The organism is Streptomyces sp. NPDC037273, assembly GCF_055603625.1.
The window spans coordinates 1,048,124-1,068,333 of the sequence record NZ_JBVJVO010000001.1 but is presented as its reverse complement, the minus strand read 5'-3'; the positions used below and the strand labels follow the sequence as shown (position 1 = coordinate 1,068,333).

The 20,210-nt window shown below is 70.9% G+C and carries 16 protein-coding genes; 4 read left to right on the top strand and 12 right to left on the bottom strand.

Annotated elements, in window-relative coordinates:
• Window positions 1–12: 12 nt before the first annotated feature.
• Window positions 13–1,557 carry a multiple monosaccharide ABC transporter ATP-binding protein gene (gene mmsA, locus ACZ7G1_RS04805; protein WP_470875420.1) on the top strand — a complete coding sequence of 515 codons (1,545 nt, stop codon included), beginning with the start codon at window positions 13–15 and terminating at the stop codon, window positions 1,555–1,557.
• On the top strand, window positions 1,554–2,798 hold the full coding sequence (mmsB, locus tag ACZ7G1_RS04800; protein ID WP_470875214.1) for a multiple monosaccharide ABC transporter permease: 1,245 nt from the start codon (window positions 1,554–1,556) through the stop codon (window positions 2,796–2,798). The genes mmsA and mmsB overlap by 4 nt, the downstream gene beginning before the upstream one ends.
• Window positions 2,799–2,872: 74 nt before the next feature.
• Here mmsB and ACZ7G1_RS04795 read toward each other — a convergent pair whose 3' ends face one another.
• The 10 genes from ACZ7G1_RS04795 to ACZ7G1_RS04750 all read right to left on the bottom strand — a co-directional run bounded on the left by ACZ7G1_RS04795 (window position 2,873) and on the right by ACZ7G1_RS04750 (window position 15,460).
• Window positions 2,873–3,940: an aldose epimerase family protein gene (locus tag ACZ7G1_RS04795; protein ID WP_470875216.1), complete on the bottom strand. Its 1,068-nt coding sequence runs from the start codon at window positions 3,938–3,940 to the stop codon at window positions 2,873–2,875.
• A 97-nt stretch (window positions 3,941–4,037) separates the two neighbouring features.
• Window positions 4,038–5,045 (bottom strand): galactofuranose ABC transporter, permease protein YjfF, encoded by a 1,008-nt coding sequence (gene yjfF, locus ACZ7G1_RS04790; protein ID WP_470875217.1) that lies wholly within the window; start codon window positions 5,043–5,045, stop codon window positions 4,038–4,040.
• Window positions 5,042–6,157, bottom strand: coding sequence for an ABC transporter permease (locus tag ACZ7G1_RS04785; protein ID WP_470875218.1), 1,116 nt, complete (start codon window positions 6,155–6,157; stop codon window positions 5,042–5,044). The genes yjfF and ACZ7G1_RS04785 overlap by 4 nt, the downstream gene beginning before the upstream one ends.
• On the bottom strand, window positions 6,154–7,716 hold the full coding sequence (locus ACZ7G1_RS04780) for a sugar ABC transporter ATP-binding protein (RefSeq protein ID WP_470875219.1): 1,563 nt from the start codon (window positions 7,714–7,716) through the stop codon (window positions 6,154–6,156). The genes ACZ7G1_RS04785 and ACZ7G1_RS04780 overlap by 4 nt, the downstream gene beginning before the upstream one ends.
• 67 nt (window positions 7,717–7,783) lie before the next feature.
• The gene (locus tag ACZ7G1_RS04775; protein ID WP_470875221.1) at window positions 7,784–8,785 is read right to left on the bottom strand and encodes an ABC transporter substrate-binding protein; all 1,002 of its coding nucleotides are present in this window, start codon (window positions 8,783–8,785) and stop codon (window positions 7,784–7,786) included.
• Between the two features lie 407 nt (window positions 8,786–9,192).
• The gene (locus tag ACZ7G1_RS04770) at window positions 9,193–10,638 is read right to left on the bottom strand and encodes a GH1 family beta-glucosidase (RefSeq protein WP_470875223.1); all 1,446 of its coding nucleotides are present in this window, start codon (window positions 10,636–10,638) and stop codon (window positions 9,193–9,195) included.
• 50 nt (window positions 10,639–10,688) lie between these two features.
• Complete coding sequence (locus ACZ7G1_RS04765; RefSeq protein ID WP_470875225.1) at window positions 10,689–11,600, bottom strand: carbohydrate ABC transporter permease; 912 nt, start codon at window positions 11,598–11,600, stop codon at window positions 10,689–10,691.
• Window positions 11,601–11,613: 13 nt separating this feature from the next.
• Window positions 11,614–12,618, bottom strand: coding sequence for a carbohydrate ABC transporter permease (locus ACZ7G1_RS04760; RefSeq protein ID WP_470875226.1), 1,005 nt, complete (start codon window positions 12,616–12,618; stop codon window positions 11,614–11,616).
• A 135-nt stretch (window positions 12,619–12,753) separates the two neighbouring features.
• Window positions 12,754–14,064: an ABC transporter substrate-binding protein gene (locus ACZ7G1_RS04755; RefSeq protein ID WP_470875228.1), complete on the bottom strand. Its 1,311-nt coding sequence runs from the start codon at window positions 14,062–14,064 to the stop codon at window positions 12,754–12,756.
• 382 nt (window positions 14,065–14,446) lie between these two features.
• On the bottom strand, window positions 14,447–15,460 hold the full coding sequence (locus ACZ7G1_RS04750; RefSeq protein ID WP_470875230.1) for a LacI family DNA-binding transcriptional regulator: 1,014 nt from the start codon (window positions 15,458–15,460) through the stop codon (window positions 14,447–14,449).
• Window positions 15,461–15,808: 348 nt separating this feature from the next.
• Between ACZ7G1_RS04750 and ACZ7G1_RS04745 the strand changes: the two genes are divergently transcribed.
• Both ACZ7G1_RS04745 and ACZ7G1_RS04740 read left to right on the top strand, forming a co-directional pair.
• Window positions 15,809–16,774: a glycoside hydrolase family 6 protein gene (locus ACZ7G1_RS04745; RefSeq protein ID WP_470875232.1), complete on the top strand. Its 966-nt coding sequence runs from the start codon at window positions 15,809–15,811 to the stop codon at window positions 16,772–16,774.
• Window positions 16,775–16,930: 156 nt separating this feature from the next.
• Window positions 16,931–18,211: a glycoside hydrolase family 6 protein gene (locus ACZ7G1_RS04740; protein WP_470875234.1), complete on the top strand. Its 1,281-nt coding sequence runs from the start codon at window positions 16,931–16,933 to the stop codon at window positions 18,209–18,211.
• 124 nt (window positions 18,212–18,335) lie between these two features.
• Here ACZ7G1_RS04740 and ACZ7G1_RS04735 read toward each other — a convergent pair whose 3' ends face one another.
• Window positions 18,336–18,830 carry a universal stress protein gene (locus tag ACZ7G1_RS04735; RefSeq protein ID WP_470875235.1) on the bottom strand — a complete coding sequence of 165 codons (495 nt, stop codon included), beginning with the start codon at window positions 18,828–18,830 and terminating at the stop codon, window positions 18,336–18,338.
• Between the two features lie 4 nt (window positions 18,831–18,834).
• Window positions 18,835–20,136: an SLC13 family permease gene (locus ACZ7G1_RS04730; protein ID WP_470875237.1), complete on the bottom strand. Its 1,302-nt coding sequence runs from the start codon at window positions 20,134–20,136 to the stop codon at window positions 18,835–18,837.
• Between the last annotated feature and the right edge of the window lie 74 nt (window positions 20,137–20,210).

Genomic DNA, 20,210 nt, shown 5'->3' with positions numbered 1-20,210 from the left:
CCCGTCCTCGAAATGCGCTCCATCGTCAAGACCTTCCCCGGCGTCAAGGCGCTCTCCGACGTCACCCTGTCCGTGGCTCGCGGCGAGGTGCACGCCCTGTGCGGGGAGAACGGCGCCGGGAAGTCGACCCTCATGAAGGTGCTCTCCGGCGTCCACCCGCACGGCACCTACGAGGGCGAGATCCTCTTCGACGGCGAGCCCTGCCGCTTCAGGGACATCCGGGCCAGCGAGCGGCGCGGCATCGTCATCATCCACCAGGAGCTCGCGCTCGTCCCCTACCTGTCGATCGCCGAGAACATCTTCCTCGGCAACGAACCGTCCCGGCGGGGGGTCATCGACTGGCACGAGGCGCTGCGCCGCGCGTCCGAACTGCTCAGGCGGGTCGGCCTCGACGAGCACCCCGAGACCCGGGTCGCCGACATCGGCGTCGGCAAGCAGCAGCTCGTGGAGATCGCCAAGGCGCTGGCGAAGGACGTCCGGCTGCTGATCCTCGACGAGCCCACCGCGGCGCTCAACGACGAGGACAGCGCGAAGCTGCTGCGCCTCATGAGCGAGCTGAAGGACCAGGGGATCACCTCGATCATCATCTCGCACAAGCTGAACGAGATCTCCCGGATCGCCGACTCCGTCACGATCCTGCGCGACGGGCGGTCCATCGAGACCCTCGACGTCCGGGACCCGGCCACCACCGAGGAGCGGATCATCCGCGGCATGGTGGGCCGGGACCTCGACAGCCGCTTCCCCGAACGCACCCCGTACGAGGGCGCGGCCGACGCCGCTCCCGCCCTGGAGATCCGGGACTGGACCGTGCGTCACCCGCTGGACCGGGGCCGCAAGGTGGTCGACGGGGTCTCGCTCCAGGTCCGCCGCGGTGAGATCGTCGGGGTCGCCGGGCTCATGGGGGCCGGCCGTACCGAGCTCGCCATGAGCGTCTTCGGGCGCTCCTACGGCCGGTACGAGCGCGGCACGGTGCTCAGGAACGGCCGGGAGGTACGGACGCACACCGTCCCCGAGGCGGTCGCGCACGGCATCGCGTACGTCACCGAGGACCGCAAGCACTACGGTCTCGACCTCGGCGACTCCGTGAGCCGGAACATCTCGCTCGCGTCCCTCGGCGCCCTCGCCCGCCGCGGAATCGTCGACGGGCACGAGGAACGCAGGGTGGCCGAACGGTTCCGGCGGACCATGAACATCAAGGCGCCGAACGTCCTCGAACCGGTCGGCCGGCTCTCCGGCGGCAACCAGCAGAAGGTCGTCCTCAGCAAGTGGATCCTCGCCGGACCGGACGTCCTGGTCCTCGACGAGCCCACCCGCGGGGTCGACGTGGGAGCCAAGTACGAGATCTACACCGTGATCGACCGGCTCGCCGCCGAGGGCAAGGCGATTCTCTTCATCTCCTCCGAACTGCCCGAACTGCTGGGCATGTGCGACCGCGTCTACACCATGGCCGCCGGACGGCTGACCGGCGAGGTCGGCCGCGCGGACGCCACCCAGGAAGTCCTGATGCGGCACATGACGCAGGACACCGCACCATCCGACGAAGGACACCAGGCATGAGCACCGACGCCAGTACGAAAACGACCGCCCCCGCCGCCCGGGGCAGCGGGTCCCCGGCCGCCGGGACACCGATGGTCCGGGTGCTCCTGGACGGTGTCCGGCGGAACATGCGCCAGTACGGGATGCTCTTCGCGCTCGGTCTGATCGTGATCCTCTTCCAGGTCTGGACGGGCGGCGACCTCCTGCTGCCGCGCAACGTCTCCAACCTGGTGCTGCAGAACAGCTACATCCTCATCCTGGCCATCGGGATGATGATCGTCATCATCTCCGGGCACATCGACCTGTCGGTGGGTTCCCTGATGGCGCTGGTCGGCGGCATCGGAGCCGTACTCATGGTCGAGCACCATGTGTCCTGGCCCGTGGCGGTGCTCCTCACGCTGCTGCTGGGAGCCGTCGCCGGCGCGCTGCAAGGGTTCTTCATCGCGTACGTCGGCATACCGTCGTTCATCGTGACGCTGGCCGGCATGCTGCTGTTCCGCGGGCTCACCGAGATCTTCCTCAAGGGGCAGACCCTGGGCCCGTTCCCGGACGGGCTGCAGAAGGTCGCCAACGGCTTCCTGCCCGAGGTCGGGCCGAAGACCAACTACCACAACCTGACGCTGCTCCTCGGCCTCGGGCTGGTCGCCTACGTGGTGGTGCAGGAGGTCCGGGACCGTCGCCGCCAGCGCGAGTTCGCCCTGGAGACCCTGCCCACCGGTCTGTTCGCGCTCAAGATGACGGCGCTGGTCGCCGCGGTCCTGGTCACCACCATGCTGCTCGCCAGCTACAAGGGCGCCCCGGTCGTCCTCCTGATCCTGGCCGCGCTGCTCGTGGCCTTCGGGTACGTGATGCGCAACGCGGTGATCGGCCGTCACGTGTACGCCATCGGCGGGAACCTGCCCGCGGCGAAGCTCTCCGGGGTCAAGGACCGGAAGGTGACGTTCGCGGTGTTCCTGAACATGGGAATGCTCGCGGCGCTCGCCGGACTCGTCTTCGCGGCGCGCTTCAACGCGGCCTCGCCGAAGGCCGGCGTGAACTTCGAACTGGAGGCCATCGCCGCCGCGTTCATCGGCGGCGCGTCGATGAGCGGTGGCGTCGGGACCGTCCTGGGAGCCATCATCGGCGGCCTGGTCCTCGGCGTGCTCAACAACGGCATGAACCTCGTCGGGGTGGGCACCGACTGGCAGCAGGTCATCAAGGGCCTCGTCCTCCTCGCCGCGGTCGGCTTCGACGTGTGGAACAAGCGCAGGGCAGGCGCCTGACACCGCTCCCGACATGGCTGTGCCCGCCGGTTCCCCACCGGCGGGCACAGCCATGTCGGCGTTTCGGCGCCCGGTCAGTAGCGGGTGCTGAACCGCAGCACCGTGCTCGACCGGTACTCGTCGCCGGGGCGCAGCACCGGGGAGGGGTCGCCGGGGCGGTTCGGGGAGTCGGGGAAGTGCTGGGTCTCCAGGGCGATGCCGGCGCCCGCCCGGTAGGGGGTGCCGCTCTTGCCGAGGACCGTTCCGTCGAACTGCCCGGCCGTGTAGATCTGGAGTCCGGGTTCCGTGGTGAGCACCTCCATGCAGCGGCCGGTGGCCGGCGCGTGGAGGAAGGCGGCCCGGCGCGGTGTCGCGCCGCCGTGCGGGCTCAGGACGAAGTTGTGGTCGTACCCGCCGTCCACGCCGGGGCGTGCCAGGGCCCGGGCGATGCCGAGCGGGCGGCGGAGGTCGAACGCGGTGCCGGTGACCGGGCGGTGGTCGCCGGAGGGGATGAGGTCGGCGTCGACCGGTGTGTAGTGGGTGGCGTCGACGGTCAGTTCGTGGTCGAGGATGTCCCCCGCGCCCTCGCCCTCCAGGTTGAAGTAGGCGTGGTTGGTCAGGTTGACCAGGGTGGGGGCGTCGGTGACGGCCGCGTAGGTGAAGGAGAGTTCGTTGTCGCGGCTGACGAGGCAGCTGACCGTGACGTCCAGGTTGCCCGGGAAGCCCTGGTCGCCGTCGGGGCTTCGGAGGTGCAGGAGGACGCCGGTCCACTCGGCGGTGTGCACGCTCTCGGCTTCCCAGATCCGGGTGTCGAAGGCGTCGGTTCCGCCGTGCAGGGAGTGGCCGTCCTCCTGCGTGGTCAGCTGGTACGGCTTCCCGTCCAGGGAGAACCTGCCGTGGGCGATGCGGTTGGCGTAGCGGCCGACGGTGGCGCCGAAGTACCGGGCGGTGGTGGCCGTCAGGGCCGGGTCGCGGGGGGCGAGGACGACGTCGGCGAGGGTGCCGAACCGGTCCGGCACCCACAGTCCGTGGAGGCGGGCGCCGCGGGTGTGCACCTCCGCCGTGATGCCGCCGGGGAAGCCGAAGGTCCAGCTGTCTCCGGAGTCCCCGCAGGGCCGGCAGACCGGCGGGACTCCGGTGAGGGCGGGTGGATACGGGTTCATGGGGTTCCTTGTCCGTGGGGTAGTGCCCGGAACGGGGGCAGGGAGTCCCTGCCCCCGTTCCGGGCGCGGTCGTTGCGCGGTCGGTCCGCCGGGGAGGTCACTCCGCCGGGCGGGTCCCGCCGAAGAGCCGCTGGAGGAGGATGAAGACGAACAGCAGGCTGCCGATGACGATGCGCGTCCACCACGAGCTGAGCGTGCCCTGGAAGCTGATGACGGTCTGGATCAGGCCGAGGACCGTCACGCCGAGGGCCGTTCCCAGGACGAAGCCGGAGCCTCCGGTGAGCAGCGTCCCTCCGATGACGGCGGCCGCGATCGCGTCGAGTTCCATGCCGACGGCGTGCAGGGCGTAGCCGGACAGCATGTAGAAGGTCAACAGCAGGCCGCCGAGGGCGGAGCAGAGGCCGCTCACGGCGTACACCGCGACCTTGGTGCGTCCCACGGGCAGGCCCATGAGGCGCGCCGAGGACTCGTTGCCGCCCAGGGCGTAGACGCTGCGGCCGAAGCGGGTGTGGTGCAGGACGACGAAGGCGAGCGCGAGGACGACGAGGGCGATGACCACGGCGGGCGAGACGAACAGGCCGCCGGGCAGGAGCACCCGGGTCTGGGCGATCCGTGTGGTCGTCGGGTCGGTGATGGAGATGGACTCGGTGCTGATCATGTAGCAGAGGCCGCGGGCGAGGAACATGCCGGCGAGGGTGACGATGAAGGGCTGGATCTCGAAGGCGTGGATGACCCAGCCCATCAGCGCGCCTCCGCCGGCCCCGACGAGCAGGACGACGGGTATCGCTAGGGCGAGCGGCAGGCCGTTCTGTTCGACGAGCCAGGCCGTCAGCATGGTCGACAGGGCCACCATGGAGCCGACGGACAGGTCGATGCCGCCGGTGAGGATGACGAAGGTCATGCCGATGGCGACGACGAGCAGGAAGCCGTTGTCGATGAGGACGTTGAGCAGGACCTGCGCGGAGAAGAAGCCTTCGTAGTTCAGGGAGCCGACCGTGAACATCGCGACGAGCAGGGTGGCCGTCACCATGAGCGGCAGGCGGGTGGCGTGCCGTACCGAGAACTGCTGGAGCGGCTTGGTGAGGGAGCTGAGGGTGGTGCTCACGGGTGGACCTCCTGCCGGCGGCCCGCGACGTCGCCGGCGGCGGGGGCCGGGTCCGGTGCGGCCGGGCGGCGACTGCGTGAGAGCCGCGCGCGGAACGCGGGCGACTGGACGAGACAGACGACGATGACGACCAGGGCCTTGAACACGAGGGTGGTCTCGGGCGGTACGCCGAGGGTGTAGATCGTGGTCGAGAGGGTCTGGATGACGAGGGCGCCCAGGACCGTGCCGCCGAGGGTGAAGCGGCCGCCGGTGAGGGCGGTGCCGCCGATGACCACGGCGAGGATGGCGTCCAGTTCGATCCACAGGCCCGCGTTGTTGCCGTCGGCGCTGGACACGTTGGAGCTGATCATCAGGCCGGCCACGGCGGCGCACACGGCGCTGACGATGTAGACGGTGACGAGGAGGCCGGACGCCCGGATGCCGACGAGGCGGCTGGCGACGGGGTTGCCGCCCACGGATTCGATGAGCATGCCGAGCGCGGTCCGCCGGGTGACGAGGGAGGTCACGGCGACGAGGGCGGCGGCGAGCAGGACGGCGAAGGGGAGCGTGAGCCAGTAGCCGCCGCCGATCATCTTGTAGGCGCTGCTGGAGACGCTGATGATCTGGCCGTCGGTGATGAGCTGGGCCACGCCGCGCCCGGCGACCATGAGGACGAGCGTGGCGACGATGGGCTGGACGCCGAGGCGGGCGACGAGGAAGCCGTTGAGGAGTCCGATGGCGGCGGCCACGCCGAGGGCCGTCGCGATCGCCGTGATGACGGTGGGCAGGCTTCCGGGGTCCTTCGCCGTGGCGATGTGCTCGCAGGCCAGGGCGCCGGAGATGGCGACCGTCGAGCCGACCGAGAGGTCGATGCCGCGGGTCGCGATGACCAGTGTCATGCCGAGCGAGACCAGGATCAGCGGGGCGCCGAACTGGAGGATGTCGATGAGGCTGCCGTACAGGTGTCCGTTCTGGACGCGGACGGCGAGGAAGTCGTGGGTGAGCGCGACGTTTCCGAGGAGCAGGGCGGCGAGGACGGCGGCGGGCCAGAACAGGGGGTGCCCGGTGAGCCGCCGCGTGCCGGACGCCCGTGCGGGGCGGCCCCCGGTGCCCGTGTCGTGAGGTGGTGTCATGAGGTGGCTCCGGTGGCGATGGTGCCCAGAATCCGGTCGGGCGTCAGCGTGGTGTCGTTGGGGAGGGTGGCGACGAGGCGGTGGTCGCGCAGGACGCCGACCCGGTGGCTCAGCCGCAGGACTTCCTCGAGTTCGGCGGAGATGTAGAGGACCGCCGTGCCCTCGGTGGCGAGGCGCGTCACCAGTCGCTGGATCTCTGTCTTCGCGCCGATGTCGATGCCCCGGGTGGGCTCGTCCAGGATCAGCAGCTCGGGGTCGGTGAGCAGCCAGCGGGCGAGCAGCACCTTCTGCTGGTTGCCGCCGCTGAGGTTGCGGACCTGCGCTTCGGGGGCGGCCGGGCGGATGTCGAGGACCTCGATCCAGCGGGCGGCGATCTCGTCCTGCCGGGCGCGGGAGAGGGGCCGGGTCCAGCCCCGTGCGGCCTGGAGGGCGAGCACGATGTTCTCGCGGACGGTGAGTTCGCCGATGAGGCCTTCGGCCTTGCGGTTCTCCGAGCAGAAGGCGATCTTGTGGGCGATGGCGGTGCGCGGGGAGCGCAGGGCGGTCGGTCGGCCGTCGATCCGCAGCTCGCCCTCGTCGGCGTGGTCGGCGCCGAAGAGCAGCCGGGCGGCCTCCGTGCGTCCGGATCCGAGGAGTCCGGCCAGGCCGATGACCTCGCCGCGGTGGATGTCGAGGTCGTACGGCTGGATGGAGCCGGCCCTGGCGAGTCCGCGGGCGCTCAGGAAGGGGACGTCCCCGCGTTCGGCGGGGGCGTCGCCGCCGGTCTGGGAGGTCTCGGCGAGTTCTTCGAGGCTGCGCAGTTCGCCGCCGACCATGCGGTGGACGAGGGTGACGGGCGTCAGCTCGTCGATCCGGTATTCGCCTTCGAGGCGGCCGTTGCGCAGGACGGTGACCCGGTCGCACAGGTCGAAGACCTGGTCGAGGAAGTGGGTCACGAAGAGGATGGCGACGCCCCGGTCGCGGAGGCGGCGTACCAGCGTGAACAGCTGGGCGACCTCGTCCCGGTCGAGGCTGGAGGTGGGTTCGTCGAGGACGAGGACCTTCGCCTTGATGTCCACGGCGCGCACGATCGCGACGAGTTGCTGGACGGCGATGGAGTGCGCGCTCAGCGGGGCACGGACGTCGAGGTCGAGTTCGAGTTCGGTGATGAGCTGTTCGGCGCGCCGGTGGAGTGCCGACCAGTGGACGAGTCCCAGGCGCCGGGGCTCACGGCCGATGAGGATGTTCTCGGCGACGGAGAGGTTGGGGCAGAGGTTCACCTCCTGGTAGACGGTGCTGATTCCGGCGTGCTGGGCTTCCAGGGGTTCGGTGAACAGCCGGTGGTCTCCGTCGACGGTGACGGTTCCCGCGTCGGGCGGGTGGACTCCGGTGAGCACCTTGATGAGGGTGGACTTGCCTGCGCCGTTCTCGCCCATCAGGGCGTGGACCTCGCCGGGGAAGAGGCGCAGGTCCACGCCGTCGAGGGCGATGACGCCGGGGAACACCTTGCGGATGCCGCGGGCTTCCAGGACGGGCCGGCCGGTGGGGGTGGGTGTGCGGGGGGTGGGTGGGGCTGCCATCCGCCCTCCTCTCCTGAGGGGTCCGGGGGCGGCGCGAGGGCCGCCCCCGGTGTGTGCGGGCGGTGGGTCAGTACTGGCGGCTGGGCAGGGCGGCTTCGGCCTGGTCCTGCGTGAAGACGCCTTCCTTGGTCTCGACCCGGCGCGGGACGTCCTCCCCGGCGGCGACCTTCTTGGCGAGTTCCATCAGCTGGTCGCCGAGGAGCGGGTTGCACTCGACCACGACGTTGATCTTCTTCGCCTGCATGGCGACGAAGGCGTCCTTGATGCCGTCGACGGAGATCACCTTGATGTCGGTGCCCGGCTTCTTGCCCGCCTCCTCGATGGCCTGGATGGCGCCCAGGGCCATGTCGTCGTTGTGGGCGTACAGGACGTCGATGTCCTCGTGGGACTTGAGGAAGGCCTGCATGACCTCCTTGCCCTTGGCGCGGGTGAAGTCGCCGGTCTGGGAGGCGACGACCTTGAACTTGGGGTCGCCCTTGATCGCCTCGGCGAAGCCGGCCTTGCGGTCGTTGGCGGGGGCGGAGCCGGTGGTGCCCTGGAGCTCGACGACGTTGACGGTGTCGGAGGTTCCCTCGTACTCCTTCACGAGCCACTTGCCGGCCTCCTGCCCCTCCTTGACGAAGTCGGAGCCGAGGAAGGTCCGGTAGAGCGAGGTGTCCTGCGAGTCGACGGCGCGGTCGGTGAGGATGACCGGGATGCCGGCGTTCTTGGCCTCCTTCAGGACGGTGTCCCAGCCGGACTCCACCACCGGTGAGAAGGCGATGACGTCGACCTTCTGCTGGATGAAGGTGCGGATGGCCTTGATCTGGTTCTCCTGCTTCTGCTGCGCGTCGGAGAACTTCAGCGTGATGCCCGCCTTCTCGGCCGCGTCGCGCACGGACTTGGTGTTGGCGGTGCGCCAGCCGCTCTCGGCTCCGACCTGCGCGAACCCGAGCACGAGCTTGCCGTCGGAGGAGCCCTTTCCGGTGCCGCCGGTGGTGCCGGTCGGCGCGGGCTCGGTGGTGCAGGCGGTCAGCACACTGCCGGCAAGGGCGGCGGCGGCGACGATGCGGAGGGCTCTGTGGGCCATGTCGTGGTTCCTCTCGGGACGTGCGTCGTACCAGGCAGAGCCCTCAAGGAGATGGGCCCGGCGAAGGGATGGCCGCGCAGCGGTGGTCGAACCGGGCGGAGGCAGAACGAAGCGTCGGCCTCGTCGCCCGGTCAGCTGGCGAACGCGACACATTGTGAGCGCTAACAGCGCTGTAACTCAAGAGCTCGTACCGCTGTTACTCGTTCTTGACACGCCTAGGCGAGCCAGAGGCCAGCGTGACGCCCGATGGATTGTGAGCGTTAACAGCGATCTTCGGGGAGCATCGCGCCCTGAAGGCCCCACGCACCGGACGGCGTTGACACCGTCACGCCTCGCTCCGTATCTTCGCGGCACTGTTTCGAACAGCGCCCGAGATCTCGAACAGTCGGAGGATCCCTATCCGGAAGTCACGCCCCCGGGATCGCGTTCGCGGCGATGGCCCGCGCGTACCAGCGGGCGCTGCGCTTCGGGGTCCGCAACTGGGTGGTGTAGTCGACGTGGACGGCGCCGAAGCGCTTCTCGTATCCGTAGGCCCACTCGAAGTTGTCGAGCAGGGACCAGAGGAAGTAGCCCCGCACGTCGGCACCGTCGGCGATGGCCCGGTGGACGGCCGCGAGGTGGCGGCGGATGTAGTCGATCCGCTCGACGTCGTGGAACTGTCCGTCCGCCGAGCGGACGTCCGGGAAGGCCGCGCCGTTCTCGGTGACCGCGAGCGCGAGGCCGGGGTGGGCGCGGGACGTGGCCATCAGGAGGTCGTAGAGGCCGCTGGGGTCGATGGTCCAGCCCATGCCGGTGGTGTCGCCCGGCGGCAGGTGGAACTGGACGTGCTCGGAGCCGGGCCACGGCGAGTGGTCGCTCTCGCCGTGCGCGTGGTCGCCCGCGGGCCCTCCCCCGGTGGGCGCCGAGACGAGCGCGGGGGTGTAGTAGTTGATGCCGAGGACGTCGATGGGGGCACCGATGGCGGCCTCGTCGCCGGGCTTCACGAGCGCGTCCCAGTCGACGACGTGAGCCGTATCGGCCAGGAGGTCTTCCGGGTAGCCGCCGGAGAGCATCGGGCCGGTGAAGACGCGGTTGGCGACGGCGTCGATCCGGCGGGCCGCGTCGAGGTCGGCCGGGTCCTGGGTGAGCGGCCGGACGTGGTGCAGGTTGAGGGAGACCGCGATCCGCGCATGGGAGGGCAGGGCCGCGCGCAGGGCGGCGGTGGCGCGGCCGTGGCCGAGGTTGAGGTGGTGTGCCGCGCGCAGGGCGAGGGCGGGGTCGGTGCGTCCGGGCGCGTGGACGCCGGAGCCGTAGCCGAGGAAGGCCGAGCACCAGGGCTCGTTGAGGGTGGTCCACAGGGCGACCCGGTCCCCCAGGACGTCGGCGGCCAGGGCCGCGTACTCCCCGAAGCGCTCGGCGGTCTCGCGTACCGTCCAGCCCCCTTCGTCCTCCAGCGCCTGCGGAAGGTCCCAGTGGTACAGGGTGGCGACGGGCTGGACGCCGGCGTCGAGGAGTTCGTCGACGAGCCGGCTGTAGAAGTCGAGGCCCGCCGCGTTGACGGGTCCGCGCCCGCCGGGCTGGATGCGCGGCCAGGCCAGCGAGAACCGGTACGCCTGGAGCCCGAGGTGGGACATCAGGGTCACGTCGGTGCGGTAGCGGCGGTAGTGGTCGCAGGCGATGTCGCCGGTGTCGCCGCCCGCGACCTTGCCCGGCGTGTGGGAGAAGGTGTCCCAGATGGAAGGGGCACGGCCGTCCTCGGCGACGGCGCCCTCGATCTGGTACGCGGCGGTGGCGGCGCCCCACAGGAAGCCGGGCGGGAACCGCAGCCGGTCGACGGCGGCGGTGGCAGGAGCGGTGAGGGGGGTCGCGGACATGGTGGAGTCTCCCTTTCGCGATGGGTGTGGACGAGGAGGGCGGGCGTGGGTCAGCCCTTGACGGCGCCCTGGGTGATGCCGCCGACGATGTGGCGGCCGAAGAGGGCGAAGATCAGGAGGAGCGGCAGGGTGCCGACGAGCGCTCCCGCGGTGATGACGGACCAGTCGGTGGACCAGCCGGTTCCCAGTCCGGCGAGGGCGACCTGGACGGTCGGGTTCGTGGAACCGTTCATGACGATGATCGGCCACAGGAAGTCGTTCCAGGACTGCACGAACGTGAGCATGCCCAGGACCGCCATCGCCGGGCGCGCCACCGGAAAGACGACGTGCCAGATCACGCGCAGCGAGTTGGCCCCGTCGACCCGGGCGGCTTCCAGGAGCTCGGTAGGCAGCGCCTGGGAGAGGAACTGCCGCATGAAGAAGACGCCGAAGGCGGTGACCAGGACGGGGAGGATCAGCGCCCCCAGATGGTTCCCGAGCCCCAGGTACTTGGTCAGGATGAACAGGGGTACGACGCTGAGCTGGGCGGGCACGGCGAGGGTGGACAGGACCAGGCCGAGCATCACCTTCTTCCCGCGGAAGCGGAGTTTGGCGAAGGCGAAGCCCGCGAGCACGGAGAAGGTCACCGTGCTGACGGTGACCGCGCCGGCGACGAGCGTGGAGTTGAGCAGGGCGACACCCATGCCACGCCCGCCCGCGTTCCGCCACACGTAGGTCAGGTTCTCGAAGAGCCTGCCGCCCGGCAGCATCGGCGGCGGGCTGGAGACGACCGCGTGGCTGTCGGTGGACGCGGCGACCAGCGTCCAGTACAGCGGGAACAGCGAGACCAGGGCCGCGAGGCCCAGGACAAGCTGGGCGAGCCGCCCGGCCCGGTGCTGGCCGCCGGCCTTGCCGGCGCGGGCGGAAGGTCGCGCAGCCGTCCGGCGGGGACGGTCGGATACGGAGGAGGTGGTGGTGGTCATGTGGTACTCCACGTCACTGTGAGGCGCGCAGGCGGCGGGTGATCAGCGCGTTGACGAGCCCGATGAGCAGCAGCAGGCCGAACATGATCCAGGCGACCGCGCTGGCGCGCCCGAGCATGCTGGAGTGGAAGCCCTGGTCGTACATGAGGATGCCGAGGGTCTCGTACTGGTGGTCCGTGCCGCCCTGGTGACCGCTCTGCCCGCCGAACAGGTAGGGCTCGCCGAAGAGTTGGGTGGCTCCGATGGTCGAGACGATCACCGTGAAGAGGATCGTGGGCCGCAGGGCGGGCACCGTGACGTGCAGGAACTGCTGCCAGCGGTTGGCACCGTCCAGCGCGGCGGCCTCGTACAGTTCGCGCGGCACGGCCTGCATGGCGGCGAGGTAGATCAGGGCGTTGTAGCCGGTCCAGCGCCAGGTGACGATCACGGAGATCGCGAACTGCGAGCTCCACCGGCCGGCCTCCCAGTGCACGGGCCCGGCGCCGAACAGGCCGAGCAGCCAGTTGGCCATGCCGCCCTCGGGGCTGAAGATGAGGGCGAAGAGGAGGGTCGCGGCGGCGACGGAGGTCGCGTACGGGGCGAGGAGCGCCGTACGCAGGAACCCGCGGGCACGCAGCCGGTAGTTGAGCAGGTGGGCAAGGCCCAGTGCCATCAGCAGCTGGGGGACGGTGGACAGGACCCCGAGGGTGAAGGTGTTGAGGAGCGCGTTCCAGAAGTAGTGGCTGACCTGGCCGGTGAACAGGTCCGTGTAGTTGCGCAGGCCGACCCATTCGGCGCGGTCGACGTTGTACAGGCTCACCCGGTGGAAGGACAGCCATCCCGTGTACAGCAGCGGGAAGAGCCCGAAGGCGGCGAAGACGAGGAAGAAGGGGGCGACGAGGGCGTACGGCGTGCCCTTGGTGTCCCAGCGGTGCAGGCGGCTGCGCCAGGCCGAGGGGCCGGAGGGGCGGTTCGGTGGCGGCTGGGTGGACTGCCGGCCTGCGGGGCCGTTGCGGCTGGGTGCGGTCGTGGAGGCCACGGGCGGTTCCTTCGGTGGTCACGGCCGGTCGAATCGGTACGAGGGGGGTGGGGCGGCCGGCTCCCCGGTGGCCGGCCGCCCCCTCCCCGCGCGACGGACGACGGCGGCCGGGAGAGGTGGGGGAAGCGGGGAGCTCTACTGGATGGTGCTGTCGATCTGGCGCACCGTGGAGTTCCACGCCTCCTCCGGGCTCTTGCCGTTCTGCTCCATCAGCTGGACGCCGGTGCCGAACGCCCCGGTCAGGTCCTGCGCGTGCGGCCCGGTCTCGGCGGGCTGGATGGCCTGGGCGGCGGTGGAGAAGATCTTCCCGGTGGCGGCGTCGGGGCCGATGTAGGCGTTCTTGTAGTCGACGACGCCCGGCAGGTCGTAGGCCGCCTGGTTGGCCGGGATGTTGCCCACCTTCTGGAACACCTTCGCCTGCTGCTCGGGCGCGGTGAGCCAGGCGGCCAGCTTCTTGGCCTCGTCGACGTGCTTGCCGGAGGCCGGGACCGACAGGAAGGATCCGCCCCAGTTACCGGCGGCCGGAGGCTGGGCGATGTTCCACTTGCCCTTGTTGCCAGGGCCCGAGAACTGCTGGATGTTCGCCTGCTGCCAAGACGGACAGACGGTGGTGGCGAACGTGGACTTCGAGAACGCGGTCTGCCAGGGAGTGTCGAACATCTTCAGACCCTGGCTGGTCTTGCCCTGCACCGCCTTGACGGCCAGGTCCCAGGCGGTCCTGACGCTGGGCGACTCCTTGTAGGCGAGCTTGCCGTCCTTGTAGTACTGGACGGTGCTGCTGGACACGACGGCGTTGAACAGTCCGGTGGCACTGTCCATGAAGTAGGTGCCCTTGGGCGCCTTGGCCTGGTACCGCTTGCCCGTCTCGACGAACTTCGCCCAGTCCCCCGCCCACAGCTTGCCCACCGACTCGGGGTCGGAGGGCAGCCCCGCCGCCTTGAACAGGTCCTGGCGATAGCAGATGGCCATCGGACCCACGTCGGTGCCCAGGCCGATCGTCCTGCCGTCGGCCGTCGTGGCCTGGTCCCACTTCCAGGGCAGATACGCCTTCTTGTCGACACCGGGGGCCTGGGACAGGTCGGCGAACGCGTCGGAGAGCTCCTCGGAAGTGGCCAGCGATATACGGCCCACCTCCAGGGCCTGGATGTCGTCGAGCCCGCCACCGGACAGGCGCGTCTGCAGGGCGGTCCAGTAGTTGCCCTCGACGGTCGTCGGGTTCTCCTTGATCGTGATCTCGGGGTGCTGCTTCATGTACGCGTCGTACAGACCAGCCTCCTTGTAGCCGAAGGTCCCGAAGGTGCCGACGGTGAGCGTGACCTTCCCGTCGGCGGAGACGGAGCCCTCCCCGGCGGCCGAGCAGCCGGCGAGACCGAGGGCGAGCGCCGCCGCCGCGGAGGCGAGTACGGCGGAGCGGATGCGGGCGCGGGGCACGGACGTACGGGACATGGGATCTCCTTGAAGCGTGAGCGGGGGTGGGGTGCGGTGGGAGTGAGGTGGGGCGGGGGTGGGGTGCGGTGGGGTGGTGGCGGGGTGCAGTGGAGTGGGGTGGCGTGGGGTGCGACGTCGACAGGTCGCCTCACGGGCGGTCGGCGTGGGGGGCCTTCGAAGGCCGGGGCGAGGCCTCGCGCTTGGGGCGTCTTCCCGAATTGGGAGCGCTCCCAAATACTGGCGTCGAAACCCTGCCGTCGCCTTGACGGTCTGTCAAGGTGGCTGCGGAGGGCGGTTATTCACAGGTGCGCGGCCTCGATCGGGGGCGGGCGCACAGCAAACCACCGACCGAAGGCCCGGCCGGATCGGCGCAGGTCACGTCAGGTCGGGGTACGGCCCGTCAGGCGCTGGCGCGGGCGACCAGACGCGTGGGGAGGATCAACGGGGTCGGGGTCTGCCCGTTGATGAGCGCGACGAGCATGCGCGCCATCTCGCGGCCGAGAGCTTCTATGGGCTGGTGCACCGTGGTCAGCGGCGGATCGGCGATCCGGGCCACGGCCAGGTCGTCGAAGCCGACGACGGCGACGTCGGCCGGTGCGCGGCGGCCGGTTTCGCGCAGCGTGCGCAGCGCTCCGGCGCCCATGTTGTCGCTTGCGGCGAAGACTCCGTCCAGGTCCGGGTGCCGCGCCAGCAGCGCGGCCATGGCGGCCGCGCCGCTCGGCTCGGTGAAGTCACCGGCTTCCGGTGGGTACGGGGGAAGGCCGGCCGCCAGCATGGCGTCCTGGTAGCCGCGGTGACGGGTGCGCCCCACCTCGGTGTCCAGCCGGCCGGTGATCGTCGCGATCCTGGTCCGGCCGAGCGATATCAGGTACTCGGTCGCCGCGCGTGCTCCTCCGAGGTTGTCGACGTCCACGTACCACCGCGGGTCAAGGCCGACCGGGCGGCCGCCGAACACCACGGGAATCTCCGCCTCTTCGGCCATGCGGGCCAGGGGATCGTCCTCGCGCAGCGCCATCAGCATGACCCCGTCGGCGCCCTTCGACCGGAGAAGCTGTTCCACGCGCCGGCGTCCACGGTCGGAGGCGGCCAGACACAGCATCAGGTGCAGGTCGGCGTCTTCCAGGGCGGCCGAGGCTCCCACGATCACCTGGGCGAAGAAGGGGTCCGCGAAGATCGAGGGGTCTTCTCCGGAGACGACCAGGGCGGCCGCGCCGGTCTGACGGGTCGCCAGGGCGCGGGCGGTCGGGTTCGGTACGTATCCGAGTTGGTGGACGGCCCGTTCGACGGCTTCCCGTTTGGCACGGCTGACGTGCGGGGCGTTGTTGAGCACACGTGAGGCCACCGACCGCGAGACGCCGGCCAGTTCGGCCACCTCGTCGAGGGTCGACTGCCGGTGCGGCACAGCTTGCGCCATGATCCGCCTTCCTGATCTCCGTACGAACACTTGGAAGACTGGGAGCGCTTCCAGTCGGAGGACTGTAAACCTTTCCTCTCATCCTGTGAAGTGCTGGTTAAGTTCCGTCACTTGACACTGACGATCGGCTCACCACACGATACGGACACACCTCGGCCTCAATGATCGCCACTTGGGACCGCTTCCAGTGGGAGCGCTCCCAAAGGCTATGTTGCGTCCGAAGTGTGCCGATGTCCCTCGGTGCGCCGTCACACGAGGGGACCTCGTACCACCGCAGTTCCTCACCGCGTCGCACGCTCGGGACGAGACCGCGCGACGCATCCGCCGTCAGGAAACCGAGGTACCGTCATGCGCCGCAGAATCCGCAACCTCGTCGCAGCCCTCTCCGCGCTGCCGCTGGCGCTCGCCGTCGCACCGTCCGCTCACGCGGCGGACCCCACCACCATGACCAGCGGGTTCTACGCGGACCCGGACTCCAGCGCCAAGAAGTGGGCCGCCGCCAACCCCGGTGACGGCCGGGCCCCCGCGATCAACGCGTCCCTCGCCAACACCCCCATGGCCCGCTGGTTCGGCGCCTGGAGCGGCACCATCGGCACGGCGACGGGCGCCTACGTCGGGGCCGCGGACTCCCGGGACAAGCTGCCCATCCTGGTCGCGTACAACATCTACAACCGCGACACCTGCGGCGGGCACTCCGGGGGCGGCGCCTCCTCCCCGTCCGCGTACGCGACGTGGATCGCCCAGTTCGCCGGCGGCATCGCCGGCCGCCCCGCCGTGGTCGTCCTCGAACCGGACTCCCTCGCGGACTACGGCTGCCTGACCCAGACCCAGATCAGCGAGCGCAAGGGCATGATCAGCGGGGCCCTGACGGAGTTCAACCGCCAGGCCCCCAACACCTGGGTGTACCTCGACGCCGGCAACCCCGGCTGGGTGAGCGCGGCGACGATGGCCCAGCGCCTGCACGAGGCCGGGCTCCGCCAGGCGCACGGCTTCTCCCTCAACATCTCGAACTACTTCACCACCGCCCAGAACACGGCCTACGGCAACGCCGTCAACGGCGAACTGGCCGCCCGCTACGGCTACACCAAGCCCTTCGTCGTCGACACCAGCCGCAACGGCAACGGCACCAACGGCGAGTGGTGCAACGCGGCCGGCCGCCGCATCGGCACGCCCACCCAGCTGGGCGGCGGAGCCGAGATGCTGCTGTGGATCAAGGCCCCCGGCGAGTCCGACGGCAACTGCGGCGTCGGGGCCGGTTCCACGGCCGGCCAGTTCCTCCCCGAGGTCGCCTACAAGATGATCTACGGCTACTGACGTCCGACTGACATCCGACTCCTGTGGCCCGGATTCCGCCGCCCCGCGCCCGGGCCACAGGCACACCACCAGCCCTCCCCCACCGCCGACCCACCGTCCCTCCGCCCGTCTGTCTCTCCGTCCCTCCGACCTCCCTCCCTCCGATCAGGAGCCCTCATGAAGCCACACGCCCTCAGGCGCCGCGCGACCGCCGCCCTCGCGGCACTCGCGGCCTGTGCCGCCCTCACCGCGACGCAAGGGCAGGCGCAGGCCGCACCCGCCGCCGGACCGCTCACACCGACCACGAAGTTCTACGTGGACCCGCACAGCAAGGCCGCAGGGCAGGCACTCGCCGACCTCAAGAACGGCGACCTCGCCAACGCCGTCAACATGGCCAAGCTCGCGAGCTGGCCCCAGGCCGAATGGTTCACCGAGGGCACCCCCGCCGAGGTCCGTACCAAGGTCAAGCGCCTGGTCCGCGAGGCCCGCGTGGTCAACCGCATCCCCGTGCTCGTCGCGTACAACGTCCCGGGTCGCGACTGCTCGCAGTACTCCAGCGGCGGTGCCCCCTCCTCCGCCGCCTACCGGCAGTGGATCGACGCCTTCGCCGCCGGCATCGGCGACAGCAAGGCCGTCGTCGTGGTCGAGCCCGACGGCCTGGCGCTCCTCCCGAGCGACTGCGGGCCCGACGTGGACCCGACCGGAGAGCTCACGGCGACCCGCGTCGCCGACCTCGCGTACGCCGTCAGGACCATCAAGTCCAAGGCCCGCACCGCGGTCTACCTCGACGCGGGCAACGTCCTGTGGCGGCCCGTCGGCGACATGGCGCGGCGGCTGCTCGACGCCGGCGTCCAGGACAGCGACGGCTTCTCCCTCAACGTGTCCAACACCCACCCCACCGAACACAACGCGCGCTACGGCACCTGGATAGCCAAGTGCATGTGGTACGCCACCGAAGGGCCCGACTACGCCCGCGGCCACACCGACTGGTGCGCCACCCAGTACTACTCGTCCGCCGCGCCCAACGACGGCGCTCCGGGCAACGCCGTCGACTCCGCCGACCCCGCCACCTGGCGCTGGACCGACGCCTGGTTCGACCAGAGCGTGGGCAGCCCGGCGAACGACACCCTGCACCACTTCGTCATCGACACCAGCCGCAACGGTCTCGGCGCCTGGACCCCGGAGCCCGGGAAGTACACCGGCGACCCGGAGATCTGGTGCAACGCGCCCGGCCGTGGCCTCGGCCCGCGCCCGACCGCCGACACCGGCGTCCCGCTCGTCGACGCCTACCTGTGGATCAAGATCCCCGGCGAATCCGACGGCAGCTGCACCCGCAACACCGGCGGCACGATCGACCCCGAGTACGGCATCGTCGACCCGCCCGCCGGCGCCTGGTGGTCCGACCAGGCCCACTCCCTCGCCCGCAACGCGGCACCGCGGCTGACCTTCAACCGCTGAGCACCGTCCCTGCCTGACGTAGTCCAGGCCCGGTCGCCGCCCGTCCGGGTCCCGTCGCCGCCCGTCCAGTCCCGGTCGCCGCCCGTCCGGGTCCGGTCGCCGCCCACCCGCTCCTCGTCGCCCGTCAGGCGGCGTGGTGCGGAGGAGGCGGCGGCAGGGTCGGCAGCCCGGGCGGCGCCTCGGGCCAGACGAGCAGCACCGGGCAGGGGGCGTGGTCGACGACGAAACGAGCGGCGGGGCCGAGACTGTGCGGTCCGAGGTGGGCGCGGTCGCCGTCCCTGGCCAGGATCAGCAGCTCGCACCCCTCGGCGGCGGCGACGACCTCGCGCTCGACGCGCCCCGTGCGCTCGGTCCGGGTGCAGGGGCGGCCCAGGCGGTCGGCGGCTTCCTGGAGCAGTCGCTGCCCGGAGGCGGCGGCGAGGTGTTCCATGCGTGTGCCGGGGTCCCTCTCGGGGTGGCCGCGACCGAGGAGTCCGGCGAAGGCTCCGTGCGCCGCGCCGGGGACGTCGGCCGGGGCGACGTGCAGCAGGACGACGTCGGCGCCCGCCGGGGCGTGGGCGCGGGCGGCGTCCACACACGCGGGCCAGGTGCCCTCGACGACCCAGACGACCACGGTCATGGGATCAGCCTCCTCCGATGACGGTCAGCGAGAGCCACAGTGCCAGTACGGCGGCGACCAGGCTCGCGGGTACGGCGTACACGCCGAGCCGGGTGAACTCCTTCAGCTCCACCTCGCCGTCGTGTGCGTGGACGATCCGACGCCACAGCAGGGTGGCGAGCGATCCGGCGTAGGTGAGGTTGGGGCCGATGTTGACCCCGAGCAGGACGGCGAGAACGGCACCGGGTCCCGACGGGGCGGTGAGCGGCAGCAGCACCAGAACGGCGGGCAGGTTGTTGATGACGTTCGCGAGAACGGCGGCCAGGGCGGCGAGGCCGAACAGCGCCGGCAGGCCCGTACCTTCGGGGATCAGGTGCCCCAGCGCCTCGTCGAGTCCGTTGTCCACCACCGCGAGGACCACGATCCCGAGGGCCAGGACGAAGGCGAGGAACGGCACGGAGGCAGCGCGGACCAGCGCCCTCGGCGTGGTGCGGCGCCGGATCAGGGCCCGCACGGCCAGGGCCAGCGCGCCCGCGAAGGCGGCCCACGCCGGGTCGATGCCGACGGCCGAGGCCAGTACGAAGCCGGCGAGCGTGCAGCCCACGGTGACGAGGGCGAAGAGCGGCAGCTCCGCCCGCCCGGTCTCCGCGGGCGCCCGCGCTCCGGCGTCCAGGTCGGTGCCGAAGAAGCGCCGGAAGACCAGGTACTCGACGCCGATCGCCACCGCCCACGGCAGGGCCATCAGCGCGGCGAACCGGGTGAAGCTGAGACCGCTCGCCGCGAAGGCCAGCAGATTGGTCAGGTTGGAGACCGGCAGCAGCAAGGAGGCCGTGTTCGAGAGGTGGGTGCAGGCGTACACGTGCGGTTTGGGGCGAGCGCCGATACGGGCGGCGGTGGCGAACACGACCGGCGTGAGCAGCACCACCGTGGCGTCCAGGCTGAGCACGGCCGTGATCACCGACGCGGCCACGAACACCTGGGCGAGCAGCCGGCGCGGCCGGCCCGCCGCCGTACGCGCCATCCACGCCCCGCATGCCTTGAACAGCCCCTCGTCGTCGCAGAGCTGAGCCAGCACCAGTACGGCCGCGAGGAATCCGATCACCGGCCCCAGCCGTTCCGCCTCCGCCAGCGCCCCGTCGAGCGAGACCGCCCCGGTGGCGATCACCAGCACCGCGGCGGGGACGGCCACGACCGCTTCCGGCCAGCCGAAGGGGCGGATGACGGCACAGGCCAGTACGAGCACGAGCAGGACCGCGGACAGCGCCTCCGCGAGCTGGGAATCCAGGATCAGGTCCTTCCGTCGCGGCGGTCTCGCCGCCTGCGCCATCGCGCCGAACGCTACCTCCCCTCACACCGCGCCCCGCGAATTGGCGGCAGTCGGATTCCGGGCCCGCTACGCCA